Origin of the sequence: Streptomyces virginiae (assembly GCF_000720455.1) — a bacterium.
In the GTDB taxonomy this organism is placed as follows: Bacteria; Actinomycetota; Actinomycetes; order Streptomycetales; family Streptomycetaceae; genus Streptomyces; species Streptomyces virginiae.
In genome coordinates, this window is sequence record NZ_JOAK01000035.1 from 22,670 (window position 1) to 43,122 (window position 20,453).

The 20,453-nt window shown below is 70.6% G+C and carries 16 protein-coding genes and 1 pseudogene; 3 read left to right on the forward strand and 14 right to left on the reverse strand.

Annotation, left to right across the window (positions count from 1 at the left end; all coding sequences use genetic code 11):
- Positions 1-11 precede the first annotated feature (11 nt).
- From IG86_RS0133400 to IG86_RS0133410, 3 genes and pseudogenes are all read left to right on the forward strand, one after another.
- Positions 12-2,735 (forward strand): fumarate reductase/succinate dehydrogenase flavoprotein subunit, encoded by a 2,724-nt coding sequence (locus IG86_RS0133400; protein WP_030902010.1) that lies wholly within the window; start codon positions 12-14, stop codon positions 2,733-2,735.
- A 128-nt stretch (positions 2,736-2,863) separates the two neighbouring features.
- On the forward strand, positions 2,864-3,475 hold the full coding sequence (locus IG86_RS0133405) for a hypothetical protein (RefSeq protein ID WP_030831618.1): 612 nt from the start codon (positions 2,864-2,866) through the stop codon (positions 3,473-3,475).
- A gap of 96 nt (positions 3,476-3,571) precedes the next feature.
- Positions 3,572-4,033, forward strand: a pseudogene (locus IG86_RS0133410) (Uma2 family endonuclease); the annotation flags it as partial.
- Between the two features lie 104 nt (positions 4,034-4,137).
- Here IG86_RS0133410 and nuoN read toward each other — a convergent pair.
- From nuoN to IG86_RS0133480, 14 genes are all read right to left on the reverse strand, one after another.
- Positions 4,138-5,784, reverse strand: coding sequence for an NADH-quinone oxidoreductase subunit NuoN (gene nuoN, locus IG86_RS0133415; protein WP_385872833.1), 1,647 nt, complete (start codon positions 5,782-5,784; stop codon positions 4,138-4,140).
- 5 nt (positions 5,785-5,789) lie between these two features.
- Complete coding sequence (locus tag IG86_RS0133420) at positions 5,790-7,382, reverse strand: NADH-quinone oxidoreductase subunit M (RefSeq protein WP_030831610.1); 1,593 nt, start codon at positions 7,380-7,382, stop codon at positions 5,790-5,792.
- A 1-nt stretch (position 7,383) separates the two neighbouring features.
- Positions 7,384-9,303 carry an NADH-quinone oxidoreductase subunit L gene (gene nuoL / locus IG86_RS0133425; protein WP_030831607.1) on the reverse strand — a complete coding sequence of 640 codons (1,920 nt, stop codon included), beginning with the start codon at positions 9,301-9,303 and terminating at the stop codon, positions 7,384-7,386.
- 9 nt (positions 9,304-9,312) lie between these two features.
- Positions 9,313-9,612 (reverse strand): NADH-quinone oxidoreductase subunit NuoK, encoded by a 300-nt coding sequence (gene nuoK / locus IG86_RS0133430; protein WP_030653455.1) that lies wholly within the window; start codon positions 9,610-9,612, stop codon positions 9,313-9,315.
- Entirely contained in the window at positions 9,609-10,415 is an 807-nt protein-coding gene (locus IG86_RS0133435) for an NADH-quinone oxidoreductase subunit J (RefSeq protein WP_030902014.1), read from the reverse strand. Before IG86_RS0133435 ends, nuoK begins: the two co-directional genes overlap by 4 nt.
- The gene (gene nuoI, locus IG86_RS0133440) at positions 10,412-11,023 is read right to left on the reverse strand and encodes an NADH-quinone oxidoreductase subunit NuoI (RefSeq protein ID WP_030831602.1); all 612 of its coding nucleotides are present in this window, start codon (positions 11,021-11,023) and stop codon (positions 10,412-10,414) included. The genes IG86_RS0133435 and nuoI overlap by 4 nt, the downstream gene beginning before the upstream one ends.
- The gene (nuoH, locus tag IG86_RS0133445) at positions 11,016-12,380 is read right to left on the reverse strand and encodes an NADH-quinone oxidoreductase subunit NuoH (RefSeq protein WP_030831599.1); all 1,365 of its coding nucleotides are present in this window, start codon (positions 12,378-12,380) and stop codon (positions 11,016-11,018) included. The genes nuoI and nuoH overlap by 8 nt, the downstream gene beginning before the upstream one ends.
- Positions 12,377-14,881, reverse strand: coding sequence for an NADH-quinone oxidoreductase subunit G (locus IG86_RS0133450; RefSeq protein ID WP_030902015.1), 2,505 nt, complete (start codon positions 14,879-14,881; stop codon positions 12,377-12,379). Before IG86_RS0133450 ends, nuoH begins: the two co-directional genes overlap by 4 nt.
- Positions 14,878-16,227: an NADH-quinone oxidoreductase subunit NuoF gene (gene nuoF, locus IG86_RS0133455; protein WP_030831593.1), complete on the reverse strand. Its 1,350-nt coding sequence runs from the start codon at positions 16,225-16,227 to the stop codon at positions 14,878-14,880. The genes IG86_RS0133450 and nuoF overlap by 4 nt, the downstream gene beginning before the upstream one ends.
- The gene (gene nuoE / locus IG86_RS0133460; protein ID WP_078848352.1) at positions 16,227-16,982 is read right to left on the reverse strand and encodes an NADH-quinone oxidoreductase subunit NuoE; all 756 of its coding nucleotides are present in this window, start codon (positions 16,980-16,982) and stop codon (positions 16,227-16,229) included. Before nuoE ends, nuoF begins: the two co-directional genes overlap by 1 nt.
- The gene (locus IG86_RS0133465; protein ID WP_030902016.1) at positions 16,979-18,316 is read right to left on the reverse strand and encodes an NADH-quinone oxidoreductase subunit D; all 1,338 of its coding nucleotides are present in this window, start codon (positions 18,314-18,316) and stop codon (positions 16,979-16,981) included. Before IG86_RS0133465 ends, nuoE begins: the two co-directional genes overlap by 4 nt.
- Positions 18,316-18,999 (reverse strand): NADH-quinone oxidoreductase subunit C, encoded by a 684-nt coding sequence (locus tag IG86_RS0133470; RefSeq protein ID WP_030653434.1) that lies wholly within the window; start codon positions 18,997-18,999, stop codon positions 18,316-18,318. The genes IG86_RS0133465 and IG86_RS0133470 overlap by 1 nt, the downstream gene beginning before the upstream one ends.
- Positions 19,000-19,061: 62 nt before the next feature.
- Entirely contained in the window at positions 19,062-19,616 is a 555-nt protein-coding gene (locus IG86_RS0133475) for a NuoB/complex I 20 kDa subunit family protein (RefSeq protein WP_030028258.1), read from the reverse strand.
- 15 nt (positions 19,617-19,631) lie between these two features.
- On the reverse strand, positions 19,632-19,991 hold the full coding sequence (locus IG86_RS0133480) for an NADH-quinone oxidoreductase subunit A (protein ID WP_030010013.1): 360 nt from the start codon (positions 19,989-19,991) through the stop codon (positions 19,632-19,634).
- Positions 19,992-20,453 lie beyond the last annotated feature (462 nt).

The following is a 20,453-nucleotide window of genomic DNA, read 5'->3' on the forward strand; positions in this document are numbered from 1 at the left end:
AGGGCCGCACCATGGACATCCCCGCGCTCGGCGACGCCGAGGAAATCTCCTGCGACGTCCTCGTCATCGGTGGCGGCACCGCCGGCACGATGGCGGCGCTGACCGCCGCCGAGCGCGGGGCGCGCGTACTGCTGCTGGAGAAGGCGCACGTCCGCCACTCCGGCGCCCTCGCCATGGGCATGGACGGGGTCAACAACGCGGTCGTCCCCGGCCGCGCCGAGCCCGACGACTACGTCGCCGAGATCACCCGCGCCAACGACGGCGTCGTCGACCAGTCCACGGTCCGCCAGACGGCCACCCGCGGCTTCGCGATGGTGCAGCGCCTGGAGTCGTACGGGGTGAAGTTCGAGAAGGACGAGCACGGCGAGTACGCGGTGCGCCAGGTCCACCGCTCGGGCTCGTACGTGCTGCCCATGCCGGAGGGCAAGGACGTCAAGAAGGTCCTCTACCGGCAGCTGCGGCGGCGGGAGATGCGCGAGCTGATCCGGATCGAGAACCGGGTGATGCCGGTGCGGGTCCTGACCGCGCCCGACGACGGCCGGGCGATCGGCGCGGCCGCGTTCAACACCCGTACCGGCGCGTTCGTGACCGTGCGCGCCGGGGCGGTGATCCTGGCGACCGGCCCGTGCGGGCGGCTCGGGCTGCCGGCCTCCGGATACCTGTACGGCACGTACGAGAACCCGACGAACGCCGGTGACGGCTACGCCATGGCCTACCACGCGGGCGCCGCGCTGACCGGCATCGAGTGCTTCCAGATCAACCCGCTGATCAAGGACTACAACGGGCCGGCGTGCGCGTACGTCGCGAACCCCTTCGGCGGCTACCAGGTCAACCGGCACGGCGAGCGGTTCGTGGACTCCGACTACTGGTCGGGGCAGATGATGGCCGAGTTCGCCGCCGAACTGGCCTCGGACCGGGGCCCGGTGTTCCTGAAGCTCAGCCACCTGCCGGAGGAGTCGGTGGCGTCCCTCGAATCGATCCTGCACACCACGGAGCGGCCGACCCGCGGCACCTTCCACGCGAACCGCGGCCACGACTACCGCACCCACGACATCGAGATGCACATCTCGGAGATCGGCCTGTGCGGCGGCCACTCGGCCTCGGGGGTCCGCGTGGACGACCACGCCCGTACGACGGTCCCGCGCCTGTACGCGGCCGGTGACCTGGCCTCCGTACCGCACAACTACATGATCGGGGCGTTCGTCTTCGGCGACCTGGCGGGTGCGGACGCCGCCCGGTACAGGACCTACGAGGGCACCCTGCCCGCCGACCAGCTGACGGCGGCGCACGAGCTGGTCTACCGGCCGCTGCGGCATCCGGACGGGCCGCCGCAGCCGCAGGTGGAGTACAAGCTGCGCAGGTTCGTGAACGACTACGTGGCACCGCCGAAGACGGGCGCGAAGCTGTCCCTCGCGGTGGAGGCCTTCGAACGGATGAGCGGGGAGATCGCGGAGATGGGGGCCACCACCGCGCACGAGCTGATGCGGTGCGCGGAGGTGTCCTTCATCCGGGACTGCGCGGAGATGGCCGCGCGGGCCTCGCTGGCCCGTACGGAGTCCCGCTGGGGGCTGTACCACGAGCGGACCGACCATCCGGAGCGGGACGACTCAGGCTGGCTGCACCATCTGGACCTGCGCAAGTCCGCTTCGGGGGCGATGGAGTTCACGGCGCGGCCGGTGGAGCCGTACCTGGTGCCGGTGGACGAGTTCACCCCGGTGGGCGGCCGCGAGCGGCACCTGGGCGAGGTCGAACTGGTCCCGGTGGCGACGGCCGGACCCCGGCGGACGCCGCCGGCGGCGCGGCGGGGCTCCCCCGGAGCGGCGGCCCCCGGCCATGCGCCCGGCGCCCCCGTCGACGGGTCCGCCTCCTCGCCGCGGATCCTCGAACTCCTCGCGCTCGCCGAGGAGTCCCCGGACCTCGGCGCCCTGCGCCCCTACCTGACCGACGCCGATCCGGCCGTCCGCACGACGGCCGTGGCAGCGCTCGGCGAGACCGTGCCGGCCGGGGCCGGGCCGGCGCTGGCCGACCGGCTCGGGGACTCCGACCCCGCCGTACGGGCCGCGGCCGCGGCCGCGTTGCGCGAGCTGCTGGAGGTCCTGCCGGGCGATCCCGGCCTGGCGGCCGGGCTGCGGGCGGCCCTCGCCGTGCCCGACCCGGCAGTGCGTTCGGCCGCGCTCGAAGCGCTGCGGGCGCTGCGGCTGGGGGACGCCGGGCTGTACGCGGCCGCGCTCGCGGACGCCGAGGTGGACGTACGGATCCACGCGGTACGGGGTCTGGTGTCGGTGGACGCGGCGGCGGAACTGGCCGCGGCCGCCGGGGACCCGGCCCGTGAGGTGCGGGTGGCCGTCGCCAAGGGCCTGGCCGCGGTGCGCGATCCGGCGCCGGCGCCGCTGGACCCGCTGCTCGCGGACGCCGATCCGCTGGTGCGGGGTGCGGCGCTGGGCGCGCTGGCCGCGGTGGGCTGCCCGGGCGGGTACGCCCGTACGGCGGTGGCGGCGCTGGCCGACCCGGCCTGGCAGGTGCGTGCGGGTGCGGCGGCCGGGCTGTCGGCGGCCGCCGCGGAGGTGGCGGTGCCGGCCCTGGCGGAGGCCCTGGCCGACGCCGACGCGGACGTCCGCAAGGCGGCGGTGCTGGCGCTGCTGGCCCACCGGGACTCGGCGGGGGCCCGGGCGGCCCTGGCCACGGCGGTCGGTGACCCCGACGCGGACGTCCGGGCGTACGCGGCCCGCGCCTGACCGCCTCGGCGGCCCGGCCCCCGTTCGGAGGCCCGCCGCGTGCGACGCGCGCGGCGGGCCGGGATGGTGGACGGACGACCGGGAGCGGGAACCCGTACCCGGTACCCCCACCGCGAGGAGCCGCCGCCATGCCCGTACGCAGCCTGAGGACCCTCGTCACCTGCGCGGCCGCCGTGACGCTCGGCCTGACCGCCGTGGCTCCGGCCCACGGGGTCGAGGGGCCCGCACCGGACCCGCGCAACGAGAAGGCCATGCGGGACATGGCGACGGCGATCGCCGCGACGGCGAAGTACGCGGACGAGCGCGAGGCCATCAAGGACGGGTACGTCCCGAAGGGCCAGGAGTGCATGACCAACCCGTTCGGGGTGGGCGCCATGAACTACCACTACGTCAAGCAGGCCAACTGGGGTTCGAAGGACCCCGCGAGGCCCACCGCGCTCCTCTACAGCCGGGAGAAGGACAAGAACGGCCGCCGCAGGCTGGAGACCGTGGAGTGGATGTCCACCGACCGGGACCAGGACCTGAAGACCGCCGACGACCGGCCGAGCATGTTCGGCCTGCCCTTCGACGGCCCCATGCCGGGCCACTGGGCGGGCATGCCCAAGCACTACGACCTGCACATGTGGGCGTACAAGAAGAACCCGGCCGGCCGCTTCCACAACTGGAACACGGCCCTGACCTGCCCGATCAAGGCCCCCACCCCGGGCAAGCCGGCCGCCGCCCACGCGCACGGCCACTAGTCCGGGCCCGCCGATGCCGTCAGGACGACTTCTCCGGGAATCCCGGGTGATACGCCGATCGGACTCGCGAGACTCCGTGGCATGGGAGCACTACCGATGAGCGTCGATCCCGAGACCCCTGAGCAGGAGCCCGCCCCGCGCTGGCCCGTCCCGCCTGCGGGCGGGTGGACGGCCGACGACCTTGACCGGCTTCCCGACCTGCCTCCGCACACGGAGCTGATCGACGGGAGCCTGATCTTCGCGAGTCCGCAAACCCGTTTCCATATGCGAGCGCTGCGATTCTTCGAATGGCAACTCGAATCACTGGTTCCGGACGGACTCGAAGTGATGAGAGAGTTCACCATCGACATCGACCGACTGAACCGGCCCGAGCCGGACGTCCTCGTCGTCGACGAGGAACTGGCCCGGGGCCCCGAACAGCAGACGCGGATCCCCGTCGCGTCCGTCCGGCTGGCTATCGAGGTCGTCTCTCCCGATTCGATCGGCCGGGACCGCGAGACCAAGCCGGTCAAGTACGCGCGGGCGGGAATCCCTCACTACTGGCGGGTCGAGAACAAGAACACCACCATCAAGCCGAAGGGGCTACCGGAGTAGACCCGCACACGGCCGAGGGCCCGGCTCCCCCGAGGGGGGCCGGGCCCTGTGACGTGCGGCGGAACCGGTCAGCGGACGAAGGTGCTCGCCTGACCGGCCAGGTCCAGGAAGTACTGCGGGGCCAGGCCCAGGACCAGGGTGACCGCGACGCCCACCGCGATGGTCGTCATCGTCAGCGGCGACGGGACGGCCACCGTCGGGCCGTCGGCCTTCGGCTCGCTGAAGAACATCAGGACGATCACCCGGATGTAGAAGAACGCGGCGATCGCGGACGACAGGACACCGATCACGACCAGCGCTCCCGCGCCGCCCTCGGCCGCCGCGCTGAACACGGCGAACTTGCCCGTGAAGCCCGACGTCAGCGGGATGCCGGCGAAGGCCAGCAGGAACACCGCGAACACGGCCGCCGTCAGCGGCGAACGCCGGCCCAGACCGGCCCACTTGGACAGGTGCGTCGCCTCGCCGCCCGCGTCGCGCACCAGAGTGACCACCGCGAACGCGCCGATCGTCACGAAGGAGTAGGCGAGCAGGTAGAAGAGGACGGACTGGACGCCCTCCGCCGACGTCGCGATCACACCGGCCAGGATGAAGCCGGCGTGCGCGACGGAGGAGTACGCCAGGAGCCGCTTGACGTCGGTCTGGGTCACGGCGATCACCGCGCCCGCCAGCATCGTGACGATGGCCACCGCCCACATCACCGGCCGCCAGTCCCAGCGCAGCCCCGGCAGGACCACGTACAGCAGCCGCAACAGGGCGCCGAACGCGGCCACCTTCGTCGCCGCCGCCATGAAGCCGGTGACCGGGGTCGGGGCGCCCTGGTAGACGTCCGGGGTCCACATGTGGAAGGGGACCGCACCGACCTTGAAGAGCAGGCCCGTCAGGATCAGCGCACCGCCCATGAGCAGCAGCGCGTCGTTGCCCATGGTGCCGGCCAGTGCCGGGTCGATCTTCGTGATCGTGCCGTCGACGACGTCGGCGATCACCGCGTACGACACGGAGCCCGCGTAGCCGTAGAGCAGCGCGATGCCGAAGAGGAGGAAGGCGGAGGAGAAGGCCCCCAGCAGGAAGTACTTCACCGCGGCCTCCTGCGACATCAGCCGCTGGCGGCGGGCGACGGCGCAGAGCAGGTACAGCGGGAGGGAGAAGACCTCCAGGGCGACGAACAGCGTCAGCAGGTCGTTCGCCGCCGGGAAGATCAGCATGCCGGCGATCGCGAACAGGGCCAGCGGGAAGACCTCGGTGGTGGTGAAGCCCGCCTTGACGGCGGCCTTCTCGCTGTCGCTGCCCGGTACCGAAGCCGCCTGGGCGGCGAAGGAGTCCACCCGGTTGCCGTGCGCGGCCGGGTCCAGGCGCCGCTCGGCGAAGGTGAAGACGGCGACGACCGAGGCCAGCAGGATGGTGCCCTGCAGGAAGAGCGCGGGACCGTCCACGGCGATGGCGCCCATCGCGGCGATGTGGGCCTTGGACGAGCCGTACCCGCCGGCCGCGAGGCCGACGACCGCGGCGAAGGCCGAGGCCAGCGCGGCGAGGGCGAGGAACACCTGGACGTAGTAGCGGGACCGGCGGGGCACGAAGGCCTCCACCAGGATCCCGACGACGGCCGCGCCCACCACGATCAGCGTGGGCGCGAGCTGCGCGTACTCGATGGTCGGCGCCGGGATCCGGTCGGCCGGCGTGTCGGCCGCCAGTGTCCACAGGCTGTGGGCGGAAGTCAGTGTGCTCACTTCGCCTCCTCCCCGTTCTTGGCTTCGACGGCGACCTCGGGCTTCGGGTCCGTCTGCTTCACGTCCGACATGGTGTGCTCCACCGCCGGGTTGACGATGTCGGTGAGGACCTTCGGGTAGACGCCCAGCCCGATCAGCAGCGCGATCAGCGGGGCGACCACCAGCACCTCCCGCAGGCGCAGGTCCGGCATGGTGCGGACCTCCTCCTTCACGGGCCCGGTCATCGTGCGCTGGTAGAGCACGAGCGTGTAGAGCGCGGCCAGCACGATGCCGACGGTGGCGACGATCCCGACGACCGGGTAGCGGGCGAACGTCCCGACCAGGACCAGGAACTCGCTGACGAAGGGCGCGAGGCCCGGCAGCGAGAGGGTGGCGAGGCCGCCGATGAGGAAGGTCCCGGCGAGGACCGGGGCGACCTTCTGGACGCCGCCGTAGTCGGCGATGAGCCGCGAGCCGCGCCGCGAGATCAGGAAGCCGGCCACCAGCATCAGCGCCGCCGTCGACAGGCCGTGGTTGACCATGTAGAGGGTGGCGCCCGACTGGCCCTGGGAGGTCATCGCGAAGATGCCCAGGATGATGAAGCCGAAGTGCGAGATGGAGGCGTAGGCCACCAGCCGCTTGATGTCCCGCTGCCCGACCGCGACCAGGGCCCCGTAGACGATGCTGATCAGGGCCAGTACGAGGATCACCGGCGTGGCCCACTTGCTGGCGTCGGGGAAGAGCCCGAGGCAGAAGCGGAGCATCGCGAAGGTGCCGACCTTGTCGACGACCGCGGTGATCAGTACGGCGACCGGGGCGGTGGACTCGCCCATCGCGTTCGGCAGCCAGGTGTGCAGCGGCCACAGCGGGGCCTTCACCGCGAAGGCGAAGAAGAAGCCGAGGAACAGCAGCCGCTCGGTGTTGGTCGCCATGTCCAGGGTGCCCGCGGCGCGGGCGGCGGTGATCTCCTGGAGGGAGAAGTTCCCGGCGACCACGTACAGGCCGATCACCGCGGCCAGCATGATCAGGCCGCCGACCAGGTTGTAGAGCAGGAACTTGACCGCCGCGTAACTGCGCTGCGCGGCCGCGTTCTCGTCGCTGCCCAAGTGGGCCCGGTCCCCGAAGCCGCCGATGAGGAAGTACATCGGGATGAGCATGGCTTCGAAGAAGATGTAGAAGAGGAAGACGTCGGTGGCCTCGAAGGAGATGATCACCATCGCCTCGACCATCAGGATCAGGGCGAAGAAGCCCTGGGTCGGACGCCAGCGCTTCGAGCTGGTCTCCAGCGGGTCGGCGTCGTGCCAGCCGGCCGCGATCACGAAGGGGATCAGGAGCGCGGTGAGTCCGATGAGGACCACCCCGATGCCGTCCACGCCCAGTTCGTAGCGGACGCCGAAGTCGGGGATCCAGGCGCGGGATTCGGTGAGCTGGTAGCGGTCGCCACCGGGTTCGAAGCGGACCGCGACGAGCACGGCCAGGGCCAGTGTCGCCAGCGAGAAGAACAGCGCGAGCCACTTGGCGGCGGTCCGGCGGGCGGCCGGGACGGCCGCCGTGAGGATCGCGCCGACCGCGGGCACCGCGGCCGTGACCGTCAGAAGCGGGAAGTTCATGTCACACCGCCCTCATCAGCAGGGTCGCGGCGATCAGGATCGCCGTGCCCCCGAACATCGAGACCGCGTAGCTGCGGGCGTAGCCGTTCTGCAGCTTGCGCAGCCGGCCCGAGAGGCCGCCGACCGAGGCGGCCGTCCCGTTGACCACCCCGTCGACCAGGCTGTGGTCGACGTACACGAGGGAGCGGGTCAGGTGCTCCCCGCCGCGCACCAGCACGACGTGGTTGAAGTCGTCCTGGTACAGGTCGCGGCGGGCCGCCCGGGTGAGGAAGGAGCCGCGCGGGGCGACGACCGGGACGGGCCGCTTGCCGTACATCGCCCAGGCGATGCCGACGCCGACGAGGAGCATCACCATGGTGGCCGCGGTGACCGTCATGGCGCTGACCGGCGGGTTGCCGTGGGAATAGCCGGTGACGGGCTCCAGCCACTTCAGGAAGCGCTCGCCGATCTCGAAGAAGGCGCCGGCGAAGACCGACCCGAAGGCCAGGATGACCATGGGGACGGTCATCGACTTCGGGGACTCGTGCGGGTGCGGCTCGTGGCCGGACCCCGCGGCGGAGCCGCTGTCGGATGCCGTGGGCTGCCAGCGCTTCTCGCCGAAGAAGGTGAGGAGCATGACGCGGGTCATGTAGAAGGCGGTGATGCCGGCGCCCAGCAGGGTGACCCCGCCGAGGATCCAGCCCTCGGTGCCGCCCTTCGCGAAGGCCGCCTCGATGATCATGTCCTTGGAGAAGAAGCCGGACAGGCCCGGGAAGCCGATGATCGCCAGGTAGCCGAGGCCGAAGGTGACGAAGGTGACCGGCATGTACTTTCGCAGGCCGCCGTACTTGCGCATGTCGACCTCGTCGTTCATCCCGTGCATCACGGAACCCGCGCCGAGGAAGAGGCCGGCCTTGAAGAAGCCGTGCGTCACCAGGTGCATGATCGCGAAGACGTAGCCGATCGGGCCGAGGCCCGCGGCGAGGATCATGTAGCCGATCTGCGACATCGTCGAGCCCGCCAGGGCCTTCTTGATGTCGTCCTTCGCGCAACCGACGATCGCACCGAACAGGAGCGTGACCGCGCCGACGACGGTGACGACCAGCTGGGCGTCGGGCGCCCCGTTGAAGACCGCGGCGGACCGGACGATCAGGTAGACGCCCGCGGTCACCATCGTCGCCGCGTGGATGAGGGCCGAGACCGGGGTCGGGCCCTCCATCGCGTCCCCGAGCCAGGACTGCAGCGGGACCTGCGCCGACTTGCCGCAGGCCGCCAGGAGCAGCATCAGGCCGATGGCCGTGAGCTTGCCCTCCGAGGCCTCCCCCACCGCGCCGAACACCGGCCCGAAGGCGAAGGTCCCGAACGTGGTGAACATCAGCATGATCGCGATCGACAGGCCCATGTCGCCGACCCGGTTGACCAGGAAGGCCTTCTTGGCGGCCGTGGCCGCGCTGGGCTTGTGCTGCCAGAAGCCGATCAGCAGGTACGAGGCGAGGCCCACGCCCTCCCAGCCGAAGTACAGCAGCAGGTAGTTGTCGGCGAGGACCAGCAGCAGCATGGCCGCGACGAACAGGTTGAGGTAGCCGAAGAAGCGTCGGCGGCGCTCGTCGTGCTCCATGTACCCGATCGAGTACACGTGGATGAGCGTGCCGACGCCCGAGATCAGCAGGACGAACGTCATCGACAGCTGGTCCAGCTGGAACGCCATGTCCGCCTGGAAGCCCTCGACGGGGATCCAGGTGTACAGGTTCTGCGTCAGCGTCCGGTCGTCGGCGCCGCGCCCCAGCATGTCGGCGAAGAGCACGACGCCGATCCCGAAGGAGACGGCCGCGAGCAGGGTGCCGAGCCAGTGGCCGGTCTTGTCGAGGCGCCGGCCGCCGCAGAGCAGCACCACCGCTCCGAGCAGGGGCGCCGCGATCAGCAGCGCAATCAGGTTCTCCACAGCGACCCCTTACAGCTTCATCAGGCTGGCGTCGTCGACCGAGGCCGAGTGGCGGGTACGGAACAGCGACACGATGATCGCCAGGCCGACCACGACCTCCGCGGCGGCTACGACCATCGTGAAGAAGGCGATGATCTGGCCGTCGAGGTTGCCGTGCATCCGGGAGAACGCGACGAAGGCGAGGTTGCAGGCGTTGAGCATCAGCTCGACGCACATGAACAGCACGATCGCGTTCTTGCGGATCAGCACTCCGGTGGCGCCGATGGTGAACAGCAGGGCCGCCAGGTACAGGTAGTTGACCGGATTCACTGCGAGGCCTCCTCACGGCCCAGGCGCTCCGCGGAACGCTGCTCCAGCGCCTTGAGGTCGTCGAGCGCCTCGCTGGACACGTCGCGGATCTGGCCGCGGGCGCGCAGCGTCTTGCTGACGGTCAGCTCGGACGGGGTGCCGTCCGGCAGCAGGCCGGCGACGTCCACCGCGTTGTGCCGGGCGTAGACGCCGGGCGCGGGCAGCGGCGGGAGCTGCACGCCCGCGCGTACGCGGCGCTCGGCCAGCTCGCGCTGGGTCGCGGCCCGTTCGGTGCGCTCTCGGTGGGTGAGCACCATCGCGCCGACGGCCGCGGTGATCAGCAGTGCGCCGGTGATCTCGAAGGCGAAGACGTACTTGGTGAAGATCAGCTGCGCCAGACCTTCGACGTGCCCGGCGGAGTTGATCCGGCCGAGTCCGTTGAACTGGCCCAGCCCGGCGTGGCCGATGCCCGCGAACAGCAGGATGCCGAAGCCGAGGCCGCACAGGACGGCCAGCCAGCGCTGTCCCTTGATGGTCTCCTTCAGGGAGTCGGCGGCGGTGACGCCGACGAGCATGACCACGAAGAGGAAGAGCATCATGATCGCGCCGGTGTAGACGATGACCTGGACGACGCCCAGGAAGTACGCCCCGTTGGCGAGGTAGAAGACGGCCAGGATGATCATCGTCCCGGCGAGGCTGAGTGCGCTGTGCACGGCCTTCTTCATCAGGATCGTGGCCAGCGCGCCGATGACGGCGACCGTGCCGAGGATCCAGAACTGCACGGCCTCGCCACTGGAGGTGGCGGTCGCGGCGACGGCGCTCATGCCCCCACCTCCGCCGCGGCGCCGCCGGCGGAGTCGGCGGAGTCGGCCGGCTCCTCGCCCTTGGAGACCGCCACCTGCCGGACCGTGCCCGGGGCCGCGCCCGTCACCAGTCCGCGGTAGTAGTCCTGCTCGTCGGTGCCGGGGAAGATCGAGTGCGGGGCCTCGACCATGCCCTCGCTCAGGCCGGCGAGCAGCTGCTCCTTGGTGTAGATGAGCGATTCGCGGCTGGCGTCGGCCAGTTCGAACTCGTTGGTCATGGTCAGCGCCCGGGTCGGGCACGCCTCGACGCACAGCCCGCACAGGATGCAGCGGGCGTAGTTGATCTGGTAGACCCGGCCGTACCGCTCGCCCGGGGAGTAGCGCTCCTCCTCGGTGTTGTCCGCGCCCTCCACGTAGATGGCGTCGGCGGGACAGGCCCAGGCGCACAGCTCGCACCCGATGCACTTCTCCAGACCGTCGGGGTGCCGGTTGAGCTGGTGCCGTCCGTGGAAGCGCGGGGCGGTCGTCTTCTGCTGCTCCGGGTACTGCTCGGTGAGGCGCTTCTTGAACATGGCCTTGAAGGTCACGCCGAAGCCGGCCACCGGGTTCTGCCACTTCTCGTCAGACATTCTCAGCACCCTCCTCTCGGTCACTGTCGGGGTTCGCGCCGCCACTGACGATCAGCTCCCGCTCGCTGCGGGGCCGCCTGCGCGGTACGGGTGCCAGGTGCTGGCCGGGCTTGGGCGGTACGGGGAACCCGCCCGCCAGCGGGTCGAAGGGCCGGGCGTCCTCGGCCGCGTCCGCGGCCGCGGCCTTCTCGCGCTTGTCGCGGAAGACGTCCGCGACGAGGGAGAGCAGCAGGATCGCCACGACGGCGCCGCCGACGTAGAGGGCGATGTCGCCGATCTCGTACGCCTCGTTGCGCAGTGCCCGGACGGTGGCGACCATCATCAGCCAGACCACGGAGACCGGGATCAGGACCTTCCAGCCCAGCTTCATCAGCTGGTCGTAGCGCACGCGCGGCAGCGTGCCGCGCAGCCAGATGAAGAAGAACAGGAGCAGCTGCACCTTCAGGACGAACCAGAGCAACGGCCACCAGCCGTGGTTGGCGCCCTCCCAGAACGTGCTGATCGGGTACGGGGCCCGCCAGCCGCCCAGGAACAGGGTGACCGAGACCGCCGAGACGGTGACCATGTTGACGTACTCGGCGAGCATGAACAGCGCGAACTTGATCGAGGAGTACTCGGTGTTGAAGCCGCCGACCAGGTCGCCTTCGGACTCCGGCATGTCGAAGGGGGCGCGGTTCGTCTCGCCGACCATCGTGACGACGTAGATGATGAAGGACACCGGCAGCAGCACGATGAACCAGCGGTCCTGCTGGGCATCCACGATCGCCGAGGTCGACATCGACCCGGAGTAGAGGAAGACCGAGGCGAAGGCCGCGCCCATCGCGATCTCGTAGGAGATCATCTGCGCGCAGGAGCGCAGGCCGCCGAGGAGCGGGTACGTGGAGCCGGAGGACCAGCCCGCGAGGACGATGCCGTAGATGCCGACCGAGGCCACCGCGAGGATGTAGAGCATCGCGATGGGCAGGTCGGTCAGCTGCATCGAGGTGCGCTGGCCGAAGATGGAGACCTCGTCGCCGGCCGGGCCGAAGGGGATCACCGCGATGGCCATGAAGGCCGGGATCGCCGCGATGATCGGAGCCAGGACGTAGACGACCTTGTCGGCCCGCTTGACGATGATGTCTTCCTTGAGCATCAGCTTCACGCCGTCGGCGAGCGACTGGAGCATGCCCCAGGGGCCGTGCCGGTTGGGGCCGATGCGCAGCTGCATCCAGGCGACGACCTTGCGCTCCCACACGATGGAGAAGAGCACCGTCACCATCAGGAAGGCGAAGCAGAACACCGCCTTGACGACGACGAGCCACCAGACGTCCCGTCCGAAGAGGGACAGGTCCTCGGCAGCGAGTTGAACGGTGTTCACGCGCCCACCTCCGCAGTGGTGTCGCCTGCGCCGGCCGGGGTCGCCGGACCGATGCGTACGAGGGTGCCCGGGCGGGCTCCGGCGTCGGCGAGGACGCCGGAGCCGGTGGAGTTCAGCGGGAGCCAGACCACGCGGTCGGGCATCTCGGTGATCCGGAGCGGGAGTTCCACGGTGCCGACGGGGCCGGTGACCGCGAGGACGTCGCCGTCCTTGACGCCCGTCTCGGCGGCCGTGGCGGCCGACAGCCGGGCGCTCGCCTCGTGGCGGGTGCCGGCCAGGGCCTCGTCGCCCTCCTGGAGCCGGCCCTGGTCGAGGAGGAGCCGGTGGCCCGCGAGGACCGCCTCGCCGGCGCCCGGACGGGGCAGCGGCACCGGGTCGGTGGACTGCTCCGCGGCGAGCCCGCCCTCCCAGGGGCCGAGCCGCTCCAGCTCGCGGCGTACGGCGTGCACGTCGGGCAGCGCGATCGGCCGGTCGGCGGCGTCGGCCAGCATGTGCAGGACGCGGGCGTCGGCCGGGGCGAGCCTGCGGGTCATCTGGTCGGGCTTGAGCGCGGCCTCGAACGGCCGGACCCGGCCCTCCCAGTTGATGAACGCGCCCGCCTTCTCGGCGACCGCGGCGACCGGCAGGACCACGTCCGCGTGGTCGGTGACCTCGCTGGGCCGCAGCTCCAGGGAGACCACGAAGGCCTCCTTCAGGGCGGTCCGCGCGCGGGCGGGGTCGGGCAGGTCGGTGACCTCGACGCCCGCGACCAGCAGCGCGGACAGTTCCCGGGTGGCCGCCGCCTCGACGATCTGACCGGTGTCGCGGCCGTAGCGGTGCGGGAGTTCGTCCAGGCCCCAGGCGGTGGCGACCTCGTCGCGGGCCCGCGGGTCGGTCGCCGGTCGGCCGCCCGGCAGCAGGGACGGCAGCGCGCCGGCCTCGACGGCCGCCCGCTCCCCGGCCCGGCGCGGGATCCACACCAGCTTCGCGCCGGTCGCGGCGGCCGCCCGTACGGCGGCGGTCAGCGCGCCGGGCACGCCGGCGAGGCGCTCCCCGACGACGATGACGGCGCCGGGCCTGCGCAGCGCCTCGGCGGCTTCGCCGCCGCCCGCCTCCAGGCCGGTCCGCGAGGACAGCGCGTCGAGCCAGTCGGGCTCGGTGCCGGGAGCGGCGGCGAGCAGGGTGCCGCCGGCCTTCTGAAGCCCGCGGGTGGCGAAGGGGGCGAGGGCGAAGGTCCGCTGCTTGTGCCTGCGGTGGGCCTTGCGCAGCCGCAGGAAGACCCCGGGGGCCTCCTCCTCGGCCTCGATGCCGGCGAGGAGCACCGTGGGCGCCGCCTCCAGCGAGGTGTGGGTGACGCCGTCGCCGTCGAGGTCCTTGCCGGTGCCGGCGACGGTGGCGGCCAGGAAGTCGGCCTCCTCCGCGCTGTGCACGCGGGCCCGGAAGTCGATGTCGTTGGTGTCGAGCACCACCCGGGCGAACTTGGCGTAGGCGTAGGCGTCCTCGACGGTGAGCCGGCCGCCGGTGAGCACGCCGGCCCGGCCGCGCGCGGCGGCGAGGCCGTTCGCGGCGGCCTCCAGGGCCTCGGGCCAGCTGGCCGGCTCCAGGACTCCGGCGGCGCTGCGCACCAGCGGGGTGGTCAGCCGGTCCGGGCGCTGCGCGTAGCGGAACCCGAAGCGGCCCTTGTCGCAGACCCACTCCTCGTTGACCTCGGGGTCCTCCGCGGCGAGGCGCCGCAGCACCTTGCCGCGGCGGTGGTCGGTACGGGTCGCGCAGCCGCCCGCGCAGTGCTCGCACACGCTCGGGGAGGAGACGAGGTCGAAGGGGCGGGAGCGGAACCGGTACGCGGCCGAGGTGAGGGCGCCGACCGGGCAGATCTGGATGGTGTTGCCGGAGAAGTACGACTCGAAGGGGTCGTCCTCGCCGGTGCCGACCTGCTGGAGCGCGCCGCGTTCCAGGAGCTCGATCATCGGGTCGCCGGCGATCTCGTTGGAGAAGCGGGTGCAGCGGGCGCACAGCACGCACCGCTCGCGGTCCAGCAGCACCTGGGTGGAGATCGGGACGGGCTTCTCGTAGGTCCGCTTCTTGCCCTCGAAGCGGGATTCGGCGTTGCCGTGCGACATGGCCTGGTTCTGCAGCGGGCACTCGCCGCCCTTGTCGCAGACGGGGCAGTCCAGCGGGTGGTTGATGAGCAGCAGCTCCATCACCCCGCGCTGGGCCTTGTCGGCGACCTCGGAGGTCAGCTGGGTCTTGACGACCATGCCGTCGGTGCAGGTGATGGTGCAGGAGGCCATCGGCTTGCGCTGGCCCTCGACCTCGACGATGCACTGGCGGCAGGCGCCGGCCGGGGGCAGGAGGGGGTGGTCGCAGAACCGGGGGATCTCGATGCCGAGCTGTTCGGCGGCGCGGATGACGAGGGTGCCCTTGGGCACCGAGAGTTCGACGCCGTCGATCGTCAGCGAGACCAGGTCCTGCGGCGGGACGGCTGGTTCTCCCCCGGAGGCGGCCGTAGTGGTGACGGTCATGCGTTCACCTCCGTGTCGGCCCAGAGGGTCGACTTCCTGGGGTCGAAGGGGCAGCCCTTGCCCGTGATGTGCTGCTCGTACTCCTCGCGGAAGTACTTGAGCGAGGAGAAGATCGGGCTGGCCGCGCCGTCGCCGAGGGCGCAGAAGGACTTGCCGTTGATGTTGTCGGCGATGTCGTTCAGCTTGTCGAGGTCGGACATGACGCCCTTGCCGGCCTCGATGTCGCGGAGCAGCTGGACCAGCCAGTAGGTGCCTTCGCGGCAGGGCGTGCACTTGCCGCAGGACTCGTGCGCGTAGAACTCGGTCCACCGGGTGACGGCCCGCACCACGCAGGTGGTCTCGTCGAAGCACTGCAGGGCCTTGGTGCCGAGCATGGAGCCGGCGGCGCCGACGCCCTCGTAGTCCAGGGGGACGTCGAGGTGCTCGTCGGTGAACATCGGGGTGGAGGATCCGCCCGGGGTCCAGAACTTCAGCCGGTGCCCGGGCCGCATGCCGCCGCTCATGTCGAGGAGCTGGCGCAGGGTGATGCCGAGCGGGGCCTCGTACTGGCCGGGTCCGGCGACGTGCCCGGAGAGCGAGTACAGCGTGAAGCCGGGGGACTTCTCGGTCCCCATCGCCTTGAACCAGTCCTTGCCCTTGTTCAGGATCGCGGGAACCGAGGCGATGGACTCGACGTTGTTGACGACAGTGGGGCACGCGTAGAGCCCCTCGACGGCAGGGAAGGGGGGACGCAGCCGGGGCTGGCCGCGCCGGCCTTCGAGGGAGTCGAGCAGCGCCGTCTCCTCGCCGCAGATGTACGCGCCCGCGCCCGCGTGCACCGTGATGTCGAGGTCGAGCCCGCTGCCGAGGATGTCCTTGCCGAGGTATCCGGCCTCGTACGCCTCGCGCACCGCCTCGTGCAGGCGCCGCAGGACCGGTACGACCTCGCCGCGCAGGTAGATGAAGGCGTGCTGCGAGCGGATCGCGTAGCAGGCGATGATCATTCCCTCGATGAGGGAGTGCGGGTTGGCGAAGAGGAGCGGGATGTCCTTGCAGGTGCCCGGTTCCGACTCGTCGGCGTTCACGACGAGGTAGTGCGGCTTTCCGTCGCCCTGCGGGATGAACTGCCACTTCATTCCGGTGGGGAAGCCGGCCCCGCCGCGTCCGCGCAGACCGGAGTCCTTCACGTAGGCGATGAGGTCGTCCGGGGTCATTGCGAGCGCCTTGCGCAGGCCTTCGTACCCCTCGTGGCGCCGGTAGGTCTCCAGCGTCCACGATTCGGGTTCGTCCCAGAAGGCCGACAGGACGGGTGCGAGGAGCTTTTCCGGGCTGGTGCCGTTCTTGCTCAGTTCGGTCGACACGGTCATCACTCCCCTCCCTCGGTACGGGTCTCGCCGCGCGGGTGGACGATCGGGGTGTGCGGGGGTTCGCCGCGGGCGATGCGCAGGCCGATCAGGGAGGCGGGGCCGGCGCCGCCGGTGGCCTCGACCGCGCCCGCGCGCTCGTCGGGGAAACCGGCCAGGATCCGGGCGGTCTCCTTGTACGTGCACAGCGGCGCGCCCCGGGTCGGGGAGACCTCGCGGCCGGCGAGCAGGTCGTCGACCATGGCCTTGGCGGACTCGGGGGTCTGGTTGTCGAAGAACTCCCAGTTGACCATCACCACGGGGGCGTAGTCGCAGGCCGCGTTGCACTCGATGTGTTCGAGGGTGACCTTGCCGTCGGGGGTGGTCTCGTTGTTGCCGACCCCGAGGTGCTCCTTGAGCTCCTCGAAGATGGCGTCGCCGCCCATGACCGCGCACAGGGTGTTGGTGCAGACGCCGACCTGGTAGTCGCCCGACGGCTTGCGCCGGTACATGGTGTAGAAGGTGGCGACTGCGGTGACCTCGGCCGTGGTCAGGCCGAGCACCTCGGCGCAGAAGCGGACGCCGGTCTTGGAGACGTACCCCTCGTGCGACTGGCACAGGTGCAGCAGCGGGAGCAGCGCGGAGCGGCTGTCGGGGTAGCGGGCGATGACTTCCTTCGCGTCCGCTTCGAGGCGTGTCCGTACCTCCGCCGGGAAGTCGGGGGCGGGCAGCTGGGGCATGCCCAGCGAGACCCCTCGGTTCTGAGGACTGGCGGTCATCGGTCGACGCCTCCCATCACGGGGTCGATGGAGGCGACGGCGACGATGACGTCGGCGACCTGGCCGCCCTCGCACATCGCGGCCATGGCCTGCAGGTTGGTGAAGGACGGATCGCGGAAGTGGACCCGGTAGGGGCGGGTCCCGCCGTCGGAGACGACGTGGACGCCGAGCTCGCCCTTGGGCGACTCGACGGCGGCGTACGCCTGCCCGGCCGGTACCCGGAAGCCCTCGGTCACCAGCTTGAAGTGGTGGATGAGGGCCTCCATGGAGGTGCCCATGATGTTCCTGATGTGGTCGAGCGAGTTGCCGAGGCCGTCGGGGCCCATGGCCAGCTGCGCCGGCCAGGCGATCTTCTTGTCGGCGACCATCACGGGACCGGGCTCCAGCCGCTCCAGGCACTGCTCGACGATCCGCAAGCTCTGGCGCATCTCCTCCAGGCGGATCAGGAACCGCCCGTAGGAGTCGCAGGTCTCGGTGGTCGGCACGTCGAACTCGTAGGTCTCGTAGCCGCAGTACGGGTCCGACTTGCGCAGGTCGTGCGGCAGGCCGGCGGAGCGCAGGATCGGGCCGGTGGCGCCGAGCGCCATGCAGCCGGAGAGGTCGAGGTAGCCGACGTCCTGCATGCGGGCCTTGAAGATGGGGTTGCCGGTGGCGAGCTTGTCGTATTCCGGCAGGTTCTTCTTCATGGTCTTCACGAACTCGCGCAGCTGGTCGACGGCGCCCGGGGGCAGGTCCTGCGCGAGGCCGCCGGGGCGGATGAACGCGTGGTTCATGCGCAGCCCGGTGATCAGCTCGAAGACGTCAAGGATCAGCTCCCGGTCGCGGAAGCCGTAGATCATGATCGTGGTCGCGCCCAGCTCCATGCCGCCGGTGGCGATGCACACCAGGTGGGAGGAGAGCCGGTTGAGCTCCATCAGCAGGACGCGGATGACGGTGGCGCGGTCCGGGATCTGGTCGGTGATGCCGAGGAGCTTCTCGACGCCGAGGCAGTACGCCGTCTCGTTGAAGAACGGCGTCAGGTAGTCCATGCGCGTGACGAAGGTGGTGCCCTGCGTCCAGTTGCGGAATTCGAGGTTCTTCTCGATTCCGGTGTGGAGGTAGCCGATGCCGCAGCGGGCCTCGGTGACCGTCTCGCCGTCGATCTCCAGGATCAGGCGCAGCACTCCGTGGGTGGACGGGTGCTGCGGACCCATGTTGACGACGATCCGCTCGTCGTCGGCCTTGGCCGCGGACTGGACGATCTCGTCCCAGTCGCCGCCGGTGACGGTGTAGACGGTGCCCTCGGTCGTCTCGCGAGCGGAGGAGTGGTCTGCGTCATTCGAGATGGGGGACATCAGCTGTACGACCTCCGCTGGTCGGGAGCCGGGATCTGGGCGCCCTTGTACTCGACGGGGATGCCGCCGAGCGGGTAGTCCTTGCGCTGCGGGAAGCCCTGCCAGTCGTCCGGCATCATGATCCGGGTGAGGGCCGGGTGCCCGTCGAAGACCAGGCCGAAGAAGTCGTACGTCTCGCGCTCGTGCCAGTCGTTGGTCGGGTAGACGGAGACGAGCGAGGGGACGTGCGGGTCGGCGTCCGGCACGGACACCTCCAGCCGCAGGATCCGGCCGTGCGTGAGCGAGCGCAGGTGGTAGACGGCGTGCAGCTCGCGGCCCTTGTCCCCGGGGAAGTGGACTCCGGAGACCCCGGTGCACAGCTCGAAGCGCAGGGCGGGGTCGTCGCGCAGGGTGCGCGCGACCCGCAGGAGGTGCTCGCGGGCGATGTGGAAGGTGAGCTCGCCCCGGTCGACGACCGTCTTCTCGATGGCGTTCTCCGGGACCAGGTCCTGCTCCTCCAGGGCGCCTTCGAGCTCGTCGGCCACCTCGTCGAAGTAGGAGCCGTACGGCCGGGCGCTCGCGCCGGGCAGGGCGACGGTGCGGACGAGGCCGCCGTAGCCACTGGTGTCGCCGCCGTTCCCGGCGCCGAACATGCCCTTGCGGACGCCGATGACCTCGGGGCCCTGGGCGCGCGGGGCGGGCAGGCCGCCGCCGTCGGAGCCGGGGGCGTCGGTGCCGTCGCCGTTGCGCGGCTCTTGGGTCTCGCTCACCGGAGCAGCCCCTTCATCTCGATGGTGGGGAGCGCCTTGAGGGCCGCCGCCTCCGCCTCGCGGGCCGCTTCCTCCCGGTTCACGCCGAGCTTTCCGCCCTGGATCTTCTGGTGGAGCTTGAGGATCGCGTCCATCAGCATCTCGGGGCGGGGCGGGCAGCCGGGGAGGTAGATGTCCACCGGGACGATGTGGTCGACGCCCTGGACGATCGCGTAGTTGTTGAACATTCCGCCTGAAGATGCACAAACCCCCATGGAGATGACCCATTTGGGAGCGGGCATCTGGTCGTACACCTGGCGCAGCACCGGCGCCATCTTCTGGCTGACCCGCCCGGCGACGATCATCAGGTCGGCCTGGCGCGGGGATCCGCGGAAGACCTCCATGCCGAAGCGGGCCAGGTCGTACCGGCCCGCTCCGGTCGTCATCATCTCGATGGCGCAGCAGGCGAGGCCGAAGGTCGCCGGGAAGACGGACGACTTGCGCACCCACCCCGCGGCCTGTTCGACGGTGGTCAGCAAAAAGCCACTCGGCAGCTTCTCTTCCAGTCCCATGGGAAATTCAGCCCCTCAGTCCCATTCCAGGCCGCCGCGGCGCCATACGTAGGCGTAGGCGACGAAGACGGTGAGCACGAAGAGCAGCATCTCGACGAGCCCGAAGATCCCCAGGGAGTCGAAGGTGACGGCCCAGGGGTAGAGGAAGACAACCTCGATGTCGAAGACGATGAAGAGCATCGCCGTCAGGTAGTACTTGATGGGGAAGCGGCCGCCGCCGGCCGGCATCGGCGTCGGCTCGATGCCGCACTCGTAGGCTTCGAGCTTCGCCCGGTTGTACCGTTTTGGACCGATCAGCGTGGCCATGACCACGGAGAAGATCGCAAACCCTGCGCCGAGGGCGCCGAGCACGAGGATGGGCGCGTACGCATTCACGCTCCTCGCTCCTTCCAGTCGTCCTTGACCGTTGGACCGCCGCCGGCGCCGCGCCCCGCCTCGCGAAGATCACGCTCTTGATCAAAGCGCTGCATGTGAGGCAGTTCACAAGCCGGACTGGTGCGCATCTTATGCCTGCTCGTCTGTGATCTGCGACACGGGTAACAACACCGAGTTTGTGATCTCCACCACCTGACGAACGATCATGAAGTCCGATGAGTGGTGATCTTCATACGCGAAGCAGCCGCATGATCACCAAAGGTGACATTCGAGCCCGTTCCCGCAGCTGGAAGGCGCACCGCTCTATCAAACGGTGGCGGGTGCAGGCAAATTGGCCTGGAAGCGCCCCTGATGGTAAGGGGATCCGCGTCGCCCGGTCGGGGGAGGCCGTGTGTACGGAGGTGGACGCGGGGCAGACGGGGGCGCGGCGGGCCGCCGAGTGCGTGCATCCGTTCACGAGCC